Here is a 14,765-nt window from a genome sequence, read left to right on the forward strand (position 1 = left end):
CGAGGCACGCAAACATCGCACCACGGGTCGGGTTAGTGACCCAGTCCAACCCTGCTAGATGCGATCGTATCGTTCAAAGGTCCCTTTCCAAGTGGAAGCCTAAATCCGCAAACCAATAAACTTGCAAGACAACACGTAATGTGCTGACATCACTTCAAAATTCCACTTCCCTTTAGAAGACACCAATATGCAATTTCTTTTTCGGACACTTCGCGAACCGCTTCTGCATTTTCTGCTGATGGGGGGGATCATTTTTGCAGGATATTCCGTTCTCAATCCTGAAACCGCTGAAACATCGCAAGCAAAACAGATCGTGGTTTCCAGTCAGGAAATGGATCGGATTGTCAGCCAGTTCGAGGCGACATGGCGGCGTCTACCAACTCAAGATGAACTCGACCACTTGATCGACAACAGAGTTCGGGAACACATTTTGGTGCGCGAAGCCACGTCGTTGTCCCTAGACCAAAACGATACGGTTATCCGCCAAAGATTGGCGCAAAAGATGACTTTTCTGATCAGCTCTGCGGCTGGTGCCGCAGTGCCCGACGAAGCTGGCCTGCAAAAATACTTCCAAGACAATGCCGAAACCTATGCCTCCTCGCCCCGAATTTCTTTTCGTCAGATCTATGTCGGAGAAACAGTGGACCAGCCCGCTTTCACAGAGATGCTGACGTCTCTGAATAAAGGCGCGGACCCAACCGATTTTGGCGTAAGGTCCATGCTGCCTCCAGCGTACGAATTGTCTGGCCCAAACGCCGTGAACGGCAATTTTGGACCTGCTGTTTTCGAAGTGCTTTTGGCCTTGGAACCGGGAACATGGCAAGGACCAATAAAATCCGGATTTGGGTATCACGCAATTGAAGTGACACAAGTTCAGCTTGGAGAAATACCAAAATTCGACGACGTAAAAGATACCGTGATGAAAGACTATCAGGCCACGGAAACTAAGATCGCTACCGACAACATCCTTGAAGAACTGCAGGCTCGATATGAGGTAATTTTGCCCGATCAAACGGCGAGAGAGGCCGCGCTGCAATGATCAAGATGCGTTTGTTTTTTGCCACAATCGTGATGGCGTTGTTCCTACCGATCGTGGTTTTCTCACACGCGTTGGAACCAGGGTATCTGGAAATCAAATCAGTAGCCGGCGACACCTATCGCGTTTTCTGGCGCAAACCTGACGTGCAAAATGCACCAATGCAGGTTGACGCAACATTGCCAACCCACTGTGACCAGACGACCGGACCCGCGCCGAAATCCGATGGCCAAGCATGGGTGGCGACGTGGCTTACAAACTGCCCGGGCGGCCTCGCCGGCGGACATGTCGAAATCTATGGACTGGCAGCGCAAAAAACAGACGTATTGGTACGCTACAGTGGCGACACCGGCCAGCTTCAAACAAAGCGCTTAACTCCATCAGAAACCAGTTTCGAGATACCGCGCACTCCGTCGACCTTTGACGTGATCCGCAGCTATCTGCCCCTTGGCGTCGAACATATTCTTGAAGGCTTTGATCATCTCCTGTTCGTTTTTGCGCTTATTTTGCTGATTTCAGATCGCTGGCGTCTTGTTGGCGCGATCACGGCCTTCACGGTTGCCCATTCAATTACCATGGCCGTCGCAACCTTCGGACTGATATCCCTGCCCGGCCCACCGGTTGAGGCTGTGATCGCCCTGTCGATCATGTTCCTCGCGTCAGAGCTTTTTTACAAGGGCGGTGAAACCATGCGCTTGTCGGAACGGTTTCCATGGACTGTATCATTTTCATTCGGTCTTCTGCATGGATTCGGATTTGCCGGTGCCCTGCGAGAAATCGGCCTGCCGGAGATGGATATTCCTATGGCTCTCCTGTCTTTCAACCTCGGTGTAGAGATCGGCCAATTGCTGTTTGTTGCCGCGATTTTGAGTATCGGCGCGCTTGTTCGTCTCGTTGCGGGGCCAATGCTAGCTCGTGCCGCCCCAAGATCCGCAACTTGGACAGTAAGCGTCTATGCGATTGGAACAGTATCTGCGTTTTGGTTTATCGAGCGTCTGTCTGGCTTCTAAGACTGGGGCGGGATCTTTCAAAAGTTCGCTTGCAAAGTGCGGTCTATGGGTGTGACATTGGGTGAATTGATCCAAAGCCCTTGTGAAAAGTGTCATGAAATCACTCGTCTTGCATTTGCTCCTTTTGACAGCTTTGGCTGCGAACCCGGCATCTTCTTGCGGATTTCATGGATATATACCGCTCCCCACAATGGTTGAAAAATTGGTAGGCAGCACAACAGTTGTCCTTGCCCGCCCCTCGCCGACAAACCCGTTTCAATTTGTGCCGGCTGAGCACTTATTCGGCGCCGAGTACGCGGAGCCAATTCCACAGTTGGTCGACAGTATTACACGTCGAAAGATATCAAATACGCCCCAAGACCGTGTGCTCTTTGCGGTCAACAGCGCTTCGGAGAAATGGGAGCGCGTCGGATATATAGACGCCGATATGCGGCCAATTCTTTCTGAAGTCATGTTTCGACTGCCGGAGTGGCGGTCCGGAAACACGGAAGACCGGGCAGCTTTTTTTGCTGGACTGCTCGGACATGAAGTCCGGTCGATACATCATTTGGCCCTAAGGGAATTGGACTTGCTTGAGTATGGTGAGTTGAAGTCCCTAGGTCTCGAAGTCGACGCAACACAGATCATGGCGCGGTTGAACATTCTTTCGGAAACCGATTTGACGCCGATCCGTGTTCTCTTGCTGGGTTTGAGTAGCGCGCCAGGTCTTGAAAATTTCTTCCGTAAGAGGGTCGAAGTTAATTCAAGGATCGATGGCCCGATGTTGGGCGCCTATGCGATCGCGCTTTTGGAGTACGGCGACGCGGCCTCCGTTGAGTGGTTGGTTCATTCCCAATTGGCAATTGCGACCGTTTCGTCCCAATCGCGCAGCGCCCTTGTTGGTGCACTGGCGTTGCACGACCGCGAAGGAAATCAAAAGTACAAATCCGACATTCGAACTGAATTGGCCAAAGCCGTGCTGGTGGACAGTGAACTGGCTTTTTTGGTGAACTCTCATTTCCAATTGTCGGACACAGACGAACCGAACGTGGCGGATCTGCCGTTGTTCGTTTTTGGGAAACTAAATTCCCAACCCAACGATCCATAAATCGATCAGGCCACCATTTCTTTGGGAGGCCCGTATTTGTGGGGTTGGTAATGTCCAACCCCTTTGGATGATTAACTGACTATCAAATGCACGAACAAGACACTCTTTGTTTGGATATGGTCTGTGCCACAGCCACCCTAAACGGAGTGGGCAGCCCAAGAGGGCCGCCCGTTTTTGCTCGCTACTCTTCGGTTGGCGTGAACCAGATCGGAGACGTATATGCGCGTTCCTGACCTATCAGCTCAGCACCTTCAGGAATCTCAGCACCCAGCCGCACATTGTCGTAGACCACCCAACGTGGCGTTGGGATTTCAAGCACACGCGCATAGTAAAACGCCCGCTCTGCAGGATCAAAATCCGGATCGGTCCAGATCGTTGCCAATTCCGACGCTCCGATGGTGTTGGTCCAGCTGGCTGCCTCTAGATCGACAGTGTTCCCGACTGGTGGCACCTTGCCGTTCGCGTCCATTTCCCGCTCATCGGACCATGCAACGTCATAGACCTTTTCATGAAGCTCTCCATCAGTGTCCAGCCAGCCTTTGACGACTTGTACACGGTCAAGGTTCGCTCCGATCGGGTCACGCACGGCGATGATCATAAAGTTCGGCGCATCGGACGTCTGTTTGCCCATGTCGCCCCCCATCGGCACGCCTTTTTCGTAGCCGACAAATGCAGGGGTACGGGACCGGAGATCGTCTTCGCCAAACTCCCAGCCACCAAAGAAGCGAACAGCCATCCGCGGGCCGGTTGTGGCATAGGTTTCTTTGCGCGACATCGCATCAAAAATTGCGCGACGCGTGTTCTCCTTGGCCCAAACGCCGGTATAGCCCGATGCCAGAAGCTGATAGCCCTCGACCACGCCAAGATCGGACTTCACAAATGGATGGGTCATCCGCGTCTCGCTCGGCTCTACGCTTGTCGACTTGCCAAAGAAGTTGTCTTCCTCCGCAGTCGCCAGCGCCGTGTGACTGTCCGTGGCCCCACCCAATCCGAATTTGTAAGGGTTGATGCCAAATTTTTCTTCAAGCATCAGGCCCCGCTTAAGCGCCTCGCGGCCATATTCGCCAGCAAGCATGTCTTCGGTCTTAAGCTCGGTGATATCGAGGTTGCCCACATCCCAGTTCTCATAGTCTGCGAACTCGTCATCCGGAGACAGATAGGGGTGCGCTTCGCCGTCCCCTTTGATCTGGGTGATCTCATAATGCGGCTCCCACCGGGCACGCAAACGTACGTATTCCTCATCGACTTTGCCACCGTGGTATGTGTCCTCTGTCGGGAACATCCAGCCATTGGACAGGTTACCGTTGTGGGCAAATGCCATCGCGGTGCCGCCGGTCCGCTCTTCATAATCCTCAAGCCATTTCCAGAGGTAGAACGGGTCTGTATCGCCATAGGGGGCCGCCGTCACAGGGGGCGACACCTGAAGCGCGTTGTTGGCGCCATCGCGCAGCATCACGTTGCGGTGCAGGTTGAAACCCTTGGGAACAGAGGTCCACTCAAAGCCGATGAAGGCTGTAAAGTTTCCGGGGTCGTTGGCATCTTCGGCGGCATCTACAATGCGTTCCCACACACTGTCATAGGCCTGCGCTCCAGTGCTATAGGACTCCAGAAACTCCTCAGGCATGGTTCCTTGCGTAAAGTTGGTGATCAGATCCACCGCGGCCTCACCGGCGGCGGCGCCACCTGCAAGAAAGCCTTGATACCATTCCGCCCCTTTTTCGTTGGCAAGAACGTTCGGCGCACCGGCTTGAAGATCAATTGCAAAGCCCATCAGGTCTGTGTGGTCTGTCAGCACCATCCAATCGAGCGGGCGGCCAAGTTTCACAGGCAAACCTGTGGAAGAGACGATCTCTTCGCCCTTTGCCAACTTCCAAGCTTCCTCAGGTCCTAGTGTGTTGCCAAACAAACCGGCATCCAGCGACATGCCTGTGTGCAGGTGGGTATCCCCCCAATAAACATTGCTTGGGAAAGATCGCTTCGCATAAGGCGAATACGTCTTACCTGGGTATATCGAGTCAAATTTCTGAGGATCCGCCGCACCACCATCGGCAGTTGCAGAAACCGCAGTAATCGACAGAACAGTCGAAGAAAGAAATAAAGCAACAAGTCTTTTCATTGTGACCTCCCGGAAATTAGTCGAACGAATTAGAGCAAAATGCACCGCTCAAAACGATGTTACCATGAAATCAAGGCTTGTCAGTTTCTTCTTTGCTACTGAAATTTACCCTTTAACAACAACACACTTGAAGGAATTTTGGTGCAGAAGGACGTTGCGCAGTCACTCACCCGAGCGCCAAATGGCCCAATTAGAAGTGTATTGCGAGCGCCAAGACCACTTTGAATATCCTTTTCTCTAGTGTGATGCTCTTGTTCCGAGCTGATGCGCAACGGGTGAAAATGGAGGTCGGTCGCCGTAAAGTGTCCCTATAGAACAATAGGAAAATCCGTCACCAAAAGGCATGGTGAAAATTTGGACTTCGACAAATAAGGACTTGCCTCAGGTTGTGAAAATCTGGTGTCAAGCCGTCGACGCCATGCATGACTTTCTTTCCGCGACTGATAGAGCAGAAGTTGAAAATGAGCTTCGATAATGCGGTTGATGACATCCTCCTATGTTTCCCCTACCCGTCTCCCGAATGGAAATCCTTCATTCATTGAAGACATGCTTTCATTAATTTGGGGCCAGTTAGTCTTCCTCGCATCGCCTGTTTTCTGAGCGGATACCTGACCCACCAACTTTACACGCTGCGCCACAGCAGGTAGCAGTTCTCCAAGCCGCAGACCTGCCTGACGAAAGGATCCACCATGAAAATCGCCCACCGTGAGGTCGGACCCAATCAGCCGCCTTTGGTCATTGCCGAAATCGGCATCAACCACGGCGGAGACTTGAGCGTTGCCAAAGAAATGGCTCGTCTCGCGGCGCTGTCAGGCTGCGAAATGATCAAGCACCAGACCCACTTTGTCGAAGATGAAATGACCGACGAAGCCAAGGAAATTTTTCCACCCAATGCAGATGTGTCGATCTGGGACGTGATGGCGCAATGTGCGCTGTCGCCTGAGGACGAACTTGAGCTGATGCGTTACTGCCAAGAGCTTGGCATGATCTTCATCTCCACACCGTTCTCCCGCAAAGCGGCCGATTTTTTGGCCGACGCAGGCGTGCCCGCATTTAAAATCGGATCTGGCGAAGCGGACAACCTGCCCCTGATCCGCCACATCGCCTCGTTTGGCAAACCGGTGATTATGTCGACCGGCATGCAAACCATCGAGACCATGCGCCGCTCTGTTGCCATCCTCGAGGATGCTGGCATTGACTACGCCTTGCTGGAATGCACGAACCTATATCCTTCACCGCCCGAAATTGTCTCCCTGCGCGGGGTGAGCGACCTCAAAGACGCCTTCCCGAAGGCAATTGTCGGCTTCTCCGACCACTCGATCGGCCCGGAAATGGCGCTGGCCTCCGTGGCATTGGGCGCCTGCATTTTGGAACGCCACTACACAGACACCCGTTACCGCGCAGGCCCCGATATCATCAACTCGATGGATCCGTCGGAACTGCGCCACCTTATCGACCGCTCCCGCGAAATCTGGATCGCGGCAAACAATCCAAAACAGCGCACCCAGGCCGAAGAGTCGGTTTATGCATTCGCCCGTGCATCTGTTGTGGCCGACAAAGACCTGCCCGAGGGCCACCTCATCACCGAAGCCGACATCTGGGCCCGCCGCCCGGGGTCCGGCGAAATTGCAGGGTATGATTTTGACAAAGTGGTCGGCAAGACATTGAACAAAGCCGTGAGCCGCAACACGCAGTTGCGCTGGTCGGATTTGGACTAAGGACACTGGTATGAGTAAACTAGACGCGTATTGCCGCCAAAAAGACTGGCCAGTGATTGCGATGGCCTCAAATGCCTGTGCGGCTCAGACCGAAAACCATGAGCACGTGAAGAAGCGGACACCGAAATGATACTGTCGCTGGAATATAATTTTATTTTTTTGCATGTTCCAAAGACGGCCGGCCAATCGCTCATGGCCGCCCTTCTTCCGTTCAGCAGGGACGCAGACAAAAAATCCCTTTTGCGCCGCTTTTCACGGCGTCTGCCAATTCAAGAAACCGCTGACAAAGCGCACTTTAAAGGGCATGAAACCGCTCGTGGCTTTATTCGAAAACTTGGCCGGCCAGAGTTCGACCGCTTCAAAACTTTTGGCGTGGTGCGCAATCCCTACACGCATGCCGTTTCCCATTTTGAATATATGAAACAGTATCGCAACCGTCGGACCGCTGAGAAGGTCGGCGCCATGACGTTTACCGAATACCTCGAATATCGCCTTAAACCCGCTTTGCCTACTGAACATTTCTTTGCGCATCTGCCAGATCAGACGCACTTCGTCGTCGACAGAGACGGCAAGATCGCGGTCGATCGGTTGTTACGTTTTGAAACCCTCGACCAAGATTTTTCTGAGGCGGCGGAGTGGCTAGGACTCGACGGGGTTTCCATCGCACGAAGCAACGTTACCAAAGCCGCCAAAAAACCCATTACAGACTACTTTGGTGATCGAAATCTGGCCTTGATGCACGAGCTTTACCAGCGCGATTTTGATATCTTAGGGTACGCCCGCGACGTGCCTGTCTAACCAAAGCTATCTCTCAAACGGGCTTGCACACGTCCCAAAACCGCGCCATGAGAATTACATGACCCGATCAATTCTCTTTCTCACCGGCACGCGTGCTGACTTTGGTAAACTCGAACCGCTGGCAGCCGCCCTGCAAGCGGCGGATTTTTCAGTCAGCTATTTTGTCACCGGCATGCACATGCTGGATCGCTATGGCTTGACCAAGATCGAGGTACACCGTCAAAACGGCGCCACAGTGCATGAGTTCCTAAATCAGCGCCCTGATGATCCACAAGATATCATTCTGGCCAAAACTGTTGTGGGCTTTTCTGACTATGTTACCGAAACCCGCCCCGATCTTGTGGTTGTGCACGGTGATCGCATCGAGGCGCTTGCAGGGGCCTTGGTGGCGGCGACCAACTACATTCCTTGCGCCCATATTGAGGGCGGCGAAGTGTCCGGCACGATCGACGAGATTTTTCGGCATTGTAACACCAAACTGTCCAGCCACCATTTCGTGAGCTCCCAGGACGCAAAGCGTCGGATTATGGCCATGGGGGAGCCCGAAGGTGCGATTCATGTAATCGGCTCGCCAGAGCTGGATTTTCACGCCGCCCCGTCCGGCGTCACTCTGGAGGACGTCAAAGCGCGTTACGAAATTCCGTTTGACGACTTTGGCCTGGTGACGTTTCACCCGGTCACGTCAGAACAAGAGACAATCGGCGCGCAGGCGCATGCCCTGTTTGGCGAGCTTGAGGCATCCGGACGGAACTTCGTAGTGATTGCCCCCAACAACGATCCCGGCTCAGCCGCCATTTTTGCAGAATTGGATGCATTGCCGACCGACCGGTTCCGGCAATTCCCATCCATGCGGTTCAACCACTTTTCCGAGTTGATGAAGACCGCTGCCTGCATGATCGGCAACTCATCCGCCGGCGTGCGCGAAGCGCCTTTCCTTGGCCTGCCCTCACTCGATATCGGCACCCGCCAAACCAATCGGGCTCAGTCGGGATCGGTTACCACCTGCGCCGCGGACGACCGCGCGGCAATTTCGGACTTCCTCAAGACGCAATGGGGCCACCGTCACGCACCGCACACCGGTTTCGGCGAAGGCCGCGCTGCGGATCGCTTTGCCGAAATCCTGTCGGATCCGGATTTTTGGGATCAAACCCTGCAAAAAGCATTTCACGACATCAAATAAGCGCTGCGTGGCCGTAAGAGCCTAATCCATGGCACCAAGCAAGATGACCCGAACGCCGCTAACTCATGTCCATGTCGACGACGCCACTAAACCGTCGCGCTTCCCACGCTCGGGCGATCAACAAGCTGCTGTCTCGCATCCGGTCAAATCGCGGCATCAACGGGTTTTCAGAGGTTTTCTGTCCCCGCACCAATGCCAAAAAATCGCGCATCATATCGACAAACATATCATTGCGATCAAAGCCATAAGGCATGATCTTGATGTCGTTCCCGCTCTCAGCCCGCATCTCTGGTTTAAGAAAGTCGAGATCGATCACCTCATCTCGACCGCGCAACCCCGCGCGCCGCAGAGAGACCGGACTGACGTAATCCATCGCGACAGATCCCACCGCCCCGCTTGGCGCGCTCAGATGCAAACGTGTGGCAAAATCCACGTTGGGAAAATCCTCATGTCCAACGCAGTCCACCGCCTGCAGACGAAGGCCCGGAAGCACTGCCAATGCGAGGTCTATCTCGTGGCTCAGGTCCATCAGAACACCACCGCCCTCAGGCTCGGCCGCATAGCTTCCGGCAAAGGACCAGTTTTCACGCCATTGCCGCACATCGTGGCCGATCTCAAAATGAAATCCATAGACCTGACTTAGATCGCGCGCTGCAAGATCGCGCACCGCAGGATGATACCGCATCATAAACCCGACCATGGAGCGGTCCGCAACTGGCCGGCCGGCATCGTGAATGGCTTCCGCCTGCGCGACGCGCCATGCCAACGGCTTTTCCGCATAAAACGGCCAGCCTTTGTCGGCACAAATTTCGATCAGCGAAAGCCGGATCGGCGTTGAGGTGGCGATCACCACCGCTTCGATATCGTCACGCGCTTCAAAAGCTGCCTGATCAAAGCCGCGCCAGCCAATCAACTCGGCTTTCTCGCCCAACGCCTCTAGATTGGCAAAATGCCGTCGCCCGATAGAGCCAGCACCGATGACTGCGATCACCATGCGGAAAAGCCACCATCCACATTGACCATCTGTCCTGTCATGTGTCCCGCTTGCTCGCTCGCCAAAAACAACATCACATCCGCAATTTCGTCAGGTTGAGCCATCCGGTTTTGCATGATCAACTCACCGACGCGGCGCTGAAATTCTTCGCTGTGTCCATTAAACACTGCGCCCGGAGAAATTGTGTTCACGGTTGCGTCGCGCTGCGCCCAATATCCGGCCAACCAAACTGTAAGACCATGAATACCGGCTTTCGAAACCCCGTAGGCACTAAAGTTTTTGAACGGCATGCCGTCATAAATCGGATGGTGCGCACCGTTCAACGCATACATAGACGCCACATTGATCAGGCTCGCAGGGTATTTGCCGATGATGTCACGATCCATCTGACGCGCGATCATAAACGCGCCCGTCAGATTGGTGCGCATGGTCCGCTCAAAGTCATCCACCGACGTATCGGCAAAGTCCGGAAAAGGCTTGCCTGCTCCCATCAGCATCTCACCGGTAATGGCCGCATTGTTCAACACAACATTTGGCTTCCAACCGTCCGACATCACCTTTCTAAAAATCCCTGAAACGGCCTCTTCGTCCCCAACATCAAGGTGATAGAAGCCAAAGTTCGTGTTATTTCCATGCGCCTCAACCAACGCATCCGCCCGTGCGCCTTCCAGATCGGTGGCCACCACTTTGGCGCCCTGATCAAGCATCCGCCGCACATAGGTTGAGCCCAATACGCCACCAGACCCCGTGATGAAAACCGTGCGTCCGTCCAGTTGATTGCCCATGCTCACTTGTCCTCATCTCGTTTCAAAAAATCCGCCAGCAGAAACTCCACCATGGCAAAATCCAATGGCGAGTCGATGTCGATGCACCGCTCGGCTGGCATCTCAAAAGGTACAACGCGCCCTTCATAGATCGTCGCCGCATTTCGAAGGTAGACCGGATCCACCACATAGGTGCTGGCAGCATGTTCATAGACCGTCGGCGCTGCCTGACGCGCCCAAACGCCACCCGGCAGCGGTTTGGACACATGCAAAGCACCAGTTTCATCGGGTTCCACCAGATTGAAATACGGGTTCTTGCGCGCCTCACAGACACTCATGACCATGTCGGGTTTGTCGTTTTGAAAAAGTGTCAGGGCACCGGTGATATCCTCAGGCTGCCGCAAAGGAGATGTACAATCCAGATCCAGAAACGCGCTGGCCGTGCGTCCCGCGGCCTGCTCCCCAGCCGCCAGCGCATGTTGCCAAACGCCCCATTTCGGGGCTTCGTCCGTGGCAAGATGTGCTGGCCGCAATCCGATATCCAAAGCGCCTTTGGCAACGGAATGCGCATAAATCTCTTCATCATCAGTAGACACCACCACCGCATCCACCATTGGATGCGCAAACAACTGGTCCAAGGACCAGTCGATCAACGGTTTGCCGCTCAATTCCTTAAAATTCTTACGCACAACCCCTTTGGAGCCTTTGCGCGCACCGATATGTCCAAGGATCATGCTTGCATCTCCATCGAATTTGACCACTGCATCAAAATAGCCCGTTTGAAATACGAACCCGCAAGCGGCGATGCAACACCAATCACGATCCGATGACACCTTGCAGTGACCCGACCTGGGCACTACATATCCGACCTTACTACATTTCACCAAATCCAGTGCAGGACGGCCACGATGAGCGCCCAAGACGGAAACCTCGGCTACAAACTGTCAGACTTCGCCATTCGTGCATTCCTTGGCGCGGTGAAAACTCTGCCTTATGACACACGCCTAAGCTTGTCGGGTTGGCTGGCCACCAGCGTGCTTGCCCCAATCACGGGTAACCGCAAACGCATTCGGGAAAATCTCTCGCTTGCGATGCCAGAGCTTTCAGAAGAAGACCGCGAAGCGATTGTGCGTCAGGTTCCCCGATCAATGGGGCGGATGCTGATGGAAACCTACTCAGACAAGACCTTCCTTGACCGCACAGCCAAGGCTCCGATCACCGGACCCGGGAACGCGGTTCTCGAGCAGGCGCACAAAGAGGGCAAAGGCGCGCTTTTGGTGACCGGGCATTTTGGCAATTATCTTGCCGTACGGGGCTCCTTTCTGTCCCGCGGCATGCCGATTGGTGTGCTGTATAAACGCATGTCCAATCCGTATTTTAACGACCACTACGTTGCGGCTATGGCTGATTTTGGCGAACCAATGTTTGAGCGCAGCCGTCGCGGCATGTCGCATATGATCAAACATCTTCGCGGCGGTGGCTTTGTCGGCATCGTGCATGATCAGCGCATCAACGACGCGCCGCTTTATGACTTTATGGGCAAACCGGCCCGCACCGCAGAATCCGCGGCTGAACTGGCATTGAAATACAAAGTCGATCTGGTGCCTTGCTATGGTGTGCGCCAATCGGACGGCAACTATGAAATCGTGACGGAAGAGCCAATTCCGCACACCACCGTGCAGGAAATGACCAAGGCGCTCAACGAAAGCCTTGAAGCACAGGTGCGTGCCCATCCGGGCCAATGGATGTGGACCCACAACCGTTGGAAAAACGCAGGCAATGACACCAATGCCGACCGCGACGCCGCAGGAACTTCCGCAAAATAGCCCCAATTCGGGGCCAGAATTGCCATTCGCCGCTCTCATAAGGGGCTTCCCATTGCGACCTGCCTGTTCGCGGTCGCGCTGCCTATGGAGAGCTGCCTTGAAATATGTTCCCGCGTCCGCGCTGGTTCAGACGTCGCGCTTTGCGCGTCTGTTCGAACTCATCCGCCAAGAAAATCTCGTAGCGCAAGCTGCACAACATCCCGCACCCGCCTCGCAGCCTGATTTTGTCAGTGAGTTTCTGGTAAAAGCGGCTTCCGCCTCGCTGCGCCGTGCAGCATAAGGTTGGCGTCAGGGATTAAGTTCGCCCCCTAAACCCCTGTGCAACAACAAACTTCTCCGAACTGTCTGATCTACTGCTTGGCGGCTTGAAATTTGCCACTTTGGTAAACTTCTGTTTGAGAAGCTTTTGCAATTCACCCTCAGCACCACCTGCCAGAACCTTGGCGACAAACGTCCCACCTTCGTCCAACACGTCAAAGGCAAAGTAAGCCGCCGCTTCGCACAACGAAATAATACGCAAGTGATCCGTTTGTTTGTGGCCCGAACTCGACGCGGCCATATCGCTCATGACCACATCTGCTCCGCCACCAAGCCATTCTTTGACCTGATCGTCGGCACCTTCGTCCATGAAATCCAGTTGATAGATATCACAGCCTGCAACCGACTCCACTTCCTGCAAATCGATGCCCAGAATGGTGCCAACCTTTTTTCCAGATTTCTCGCCAAGCGCATTTACCCGTGGCACGGCGACCTGCAACCAGCCGCCTGGCGCGCAGCCAAGGTCCACCACCCGCGCACCGGGCACCAGAAAGCGGTATTTGTCGTCTATTTCCATGATCTTGAATGCCGCGCGGCCGCGATAACCCTCGGCCTTGGCGCGCTGCACATAAGGATCGTTCAACTGCCGCTGCAACCAGCGTGTCGAGCTCAACCGGCGCCCACGCGCCGTTTTCACTTTGACAGTCAGATCACGCAATCCGCGCCCCGACGTGTTTTTTCCGGTTGGTTTTTTAGCCATCACATCACCTCACGCAGCCGCAGAATTTCCCGTGAAAACTCTGTCGTCAGCAAATTCTTCTTTGAAGAATTGGTCCAATACCTCAATACGGGCCGTCTTCCAACACGCCATCTGCGCTCATTTGCGCGTAAAGCAGCCCCTCGCGCAGCCCGCGATCTGCCACGGACAACCGCGTCGTTGGCCAGCAGCGTAACAAAGCCTGCAAAATCGCCGATCCCGACATGATCAATGCGTGCCTGTCCTGCCCGATACGCGGATCATCCTTCCGCCCTTTCGGACCAAGCTCCAGATAGCCACGGATCACCTTGTCGATCTGATCGCTGGTCATGCGCAACCCATCGACCTTGGTCCGGTCATAGCGCCGCAATCCCAAATGACTTGCGGCCACGGTTGTGACGGTGCCGGACGTGCCCACGATCTGAAACCCTTCACTGGGCGGTGCGTCTTTATAGGGTGCGAATTCGGCCAGGTTTTCCTCGAAAAACCAGCTCATCAGGGCAAATCGCGCGGCGTCGTCTTCTACATCGCGAAACTGGTCGCGCAACGTGGCAACGCCGAGCGGTACGCTGATCCAGTCTACAACCTTGGCGCCCGGAAACGGGCTGTCGTCGCCGCGAAACCCGCTGTGCAGCCGCATAATCGCCTTTGGGCGGTCGCGGTTGGGCACCGACGTAAGATCGATCCACACCAGCTCGGTCGAGCCGCCACCGATGTCCACCACCAACAATTGTTGGGTTTTTGTACTCACCAACGGCGCACAGGATATCACCGCCAGACGCGCTTCTTCCTCCGTTGGAATAATCTCCAGCTGCAAGCCTGTCTCGCGCCGCACTTGACGGATGAAATCGCGGCTGTTTTTGGCCCGCCGACAGGCTTCCGTGGCGACCAAACGCATGCGTTTGACCTTGTGACGTTTCAATTTCTGCTGACAAATGCGCAACGCCTGAATCGTGCGCCGCATCGACCCACGCGACAATCGTCCCGTGGTCTCAAGGCCAGAGCCAAGCTGGACAGACTTGCTGAAGCTGTCCACCACATGAATTTGACTGCCCTTGGGTTGGGCAATCAACATGCGACAACTGTTCGTGCCCAGATCAAGCGCGGCATAAAGCGTGCTCGGATCGGGCGGTTTGGGCGCGGGGCTCTCAACCGGTTTCGGGAACGCGCCCGCACCTTCGGGACGCTTGGGCGCCATTTGTAACGCCCTCCATATCGTGT

At 54.6% G+C, this 14,765-nt stretch carries 14 protein-coding genes; 8 read left to right on the plus strand and 6 right to left on the minus strand.

Features of this window, described 5'->3' with window-relative positions; genetic code table 11:
* Nucleotides 1–187: 187 nt before the first annotated feature.
* The 3 genes from PG871_RS14315 (at nt 188) to PG871_RS14325 (ending at nt 3,133) form a co-directional block, all read left to right on the plus strand.
* Nucleotides 188–1,039, plus strand: a complete 852-nt coding sequence (locus PG871_RS14315) for a peptidylprolyl isomerase (protein WP_270730385.1) — start codon at nt 188–190, stop codon at nt 1,037–1,039.
* On the plus strand, nt 1,036–2,046 hold the full coding sequence (locus PG871_RS14320) for a HupE/UreJ family protein (protein ID WP_270730387.1): 1,011 nt from the start codon (nt 1,036–1,038) through the stop codon (nt 2,044–2,046). Before PG871_RS14315 ends, PG871_RS14320 begins: the two co-directional genes overlap by 4 nt.
* Before the next feature lie 190 nt (nt 2,047–2,236).
* Nucleotides 2,237–3,133, plus strand: coding sequence for a hypothetical protein (locus PG871_RS14325; protein ID WP_270730388.1), 897 nt, complete (start codon nt 2,237–2,239; stop codon nt 3,131–3,133).
* A gap of 181 nt (nt 3,134–3,314) precedes the next feature.
* Here the strand turns inward: PG871_RS14325 and PG871_RS14330 are convergent, their stop codons facing one another.
* Nucleotides 3,315–5,249 carry a DUF3604 domain-containing protein gene (locus PG871_RS14330; RefSeq protein ID WP_270730389.1) on the minus strand — a complete coding sequence of 645 codons (1,935 nt, stop codon included), beginning with the start codon at nt 5,247–5,249 and terminating at the stop codon, nt 3,315–3,317.
* A gap of 689 nt (nt 5,250–5,938) precedes the next feature.
* Between PG871_RS14330 and PG871_RS14335 the strand changes: the two genes are divergently transcribed.
* The 3 genes from PG871_RS14335 (at nt 5,939) to neuC (ending at nt 8,945) form a co-directional block, all read left to right on the plus strand.
* Entirely contained in the window at nt 5,939–6,967 is a 1,029-nt protein-coding gene (locus PG871_RS14335) for an N-acetylneuraminate synthase family protein (protein WP_270730390.1), read from the plus strand.
* A 126-nt stretch (nt 6,968–7,093) separates the two neighbouring features.
* Entirely contained in the window at nt 7,094–7,765 is a 672-nt protein-coding gene (locus PG871_RS14340) for a sulfotransferase family 2 domain-containing protein (protein WP_270730391.1), read from the plus strand.
* A gap of 58 nt (nt 7,766–7,823) precedes the next feature.
* Complete coding sequence (neuC, locus tag PG871_RS14345; RefSeq protein ID WP_270730392.1) at nt 7,824–8,945, plus strand: UDP-N-acetylglucosamine 2-epimerase; 1,122 nt, start codon at nt 7,824–7,826, stop codon at nt 8,943–8,945.
* Between the two features lie 58 nt (nt 8,946–9,003).
* Here neuC and PG871_RS14350 read toward each other — a convergent pair whose 3' ends face one another.
* The 3 genes from PG871_RS14350 to PG871_RS14360 are packed head-to-tail and all read right to left on the minus strand — an operon-like array spanning nt 9,004 to nt 11,437.
* Nucleotides 9,004–9,939, minus strand: a complete 936-nt coding sequence (locus tag PG871_RS14350) for a Gfo/Idh/MocA family protein (RefSeq protein ID WP_270730394.1) — start codon at nt 9,937–9,939, stop codon at nt 9,004–9,006.
* Nucleotides 9,933–10,724 (minus strand): SDR family NAD(P)-dependent oxidoreductase, encoded by a 792-nt coding sequence (locus tag PG871_RS14355; protein ID WP_270730395.1) that lies wholly within the window; start codon nt 10,722–10,724, stop codon nt 9,933–9,935. Before PG871_RS14355 ends, PG871_RS14350 begins: the two co-directional genes overlap by 7 nt.
* Before the next feature lie 2 nt (nt 10,725–10,726).
* A complete protein-coding gene (locus PG871_RS14360; protein WP_270730396.1) occupies nt 10,727–11,437 on the minus strand; it encodes an acylneuraminate cytidylyltransferase family protein in 711 nt (236 codons plus the stop codon).
* A 174-nt stretch (nt 11,438–11,611) separates the two neighbouring features.
* Between PG871_RS14360 and PG871_RS14365 the strand changes: the two genes are divergently transcribed.
* Nucleotides 11,612–12,529, plus strand: a complete 918-nt coding sequence (locus PG871_RS14365) for a lysophospholipid acyltransferase family protein (protein ID WP_270730398.1) — start codon at nt 11,612–11,614, stop codon at nt 12,527–12,529.
* A 97-nt stretch (nt 12,530–12,626) separates the two neighbouring features.
* Nucleotides 12,627–12,809, plus strand: coding sequence for a hypothetical protein (locus tag PG871_RS14370; protein ID WP_270730400.1), 183 nt, complete (start codon nt 12,627–12,629; stop codon nt 12,807–12,809).
* Nucleotides 12,810–12,824: 15 nt separating this feature from the next.
* On the opposite strand, the gene PG871_RS14375 is transcribed toward PG871_RS14370, so the two are convergent.
* A complete protein-coding gene (locus PG871_RS14375) occupies nt 12,825–13,547 on the minus strand; it encodes an RlmE family RNA methyltransferase (protein WP_270730402.1) in 723 nt (240 codons plus the stop codon).
* A gap of 82 nt (nt 13,548–13,629) precedes the next feature.
* Complete coding sequence (locus tag PG871_RS14380; RefSeq protein ID WP_270730404.1) at nt 13,630–14,742, minus strand: Ppx/GppA phosphatase family protein; 1,113 nt, start codon at nt 14,740–14,742, stop codon at nt 13,630–13,632.
* Nucleotides 14,743–14,765 lie beyond the last annotated feature (23 nt).

The sequence above is a fragment of the Shimia sp. Alg240-R146 genome (genome assembly GCF_947331465.1).
In the GTDB taxonomy this organism is placed as follows: Bacteria; Pseudomonadota; Alphaproteobacteria; order Rhodobacterales; family Rhodobacteraceae; genus Shimia.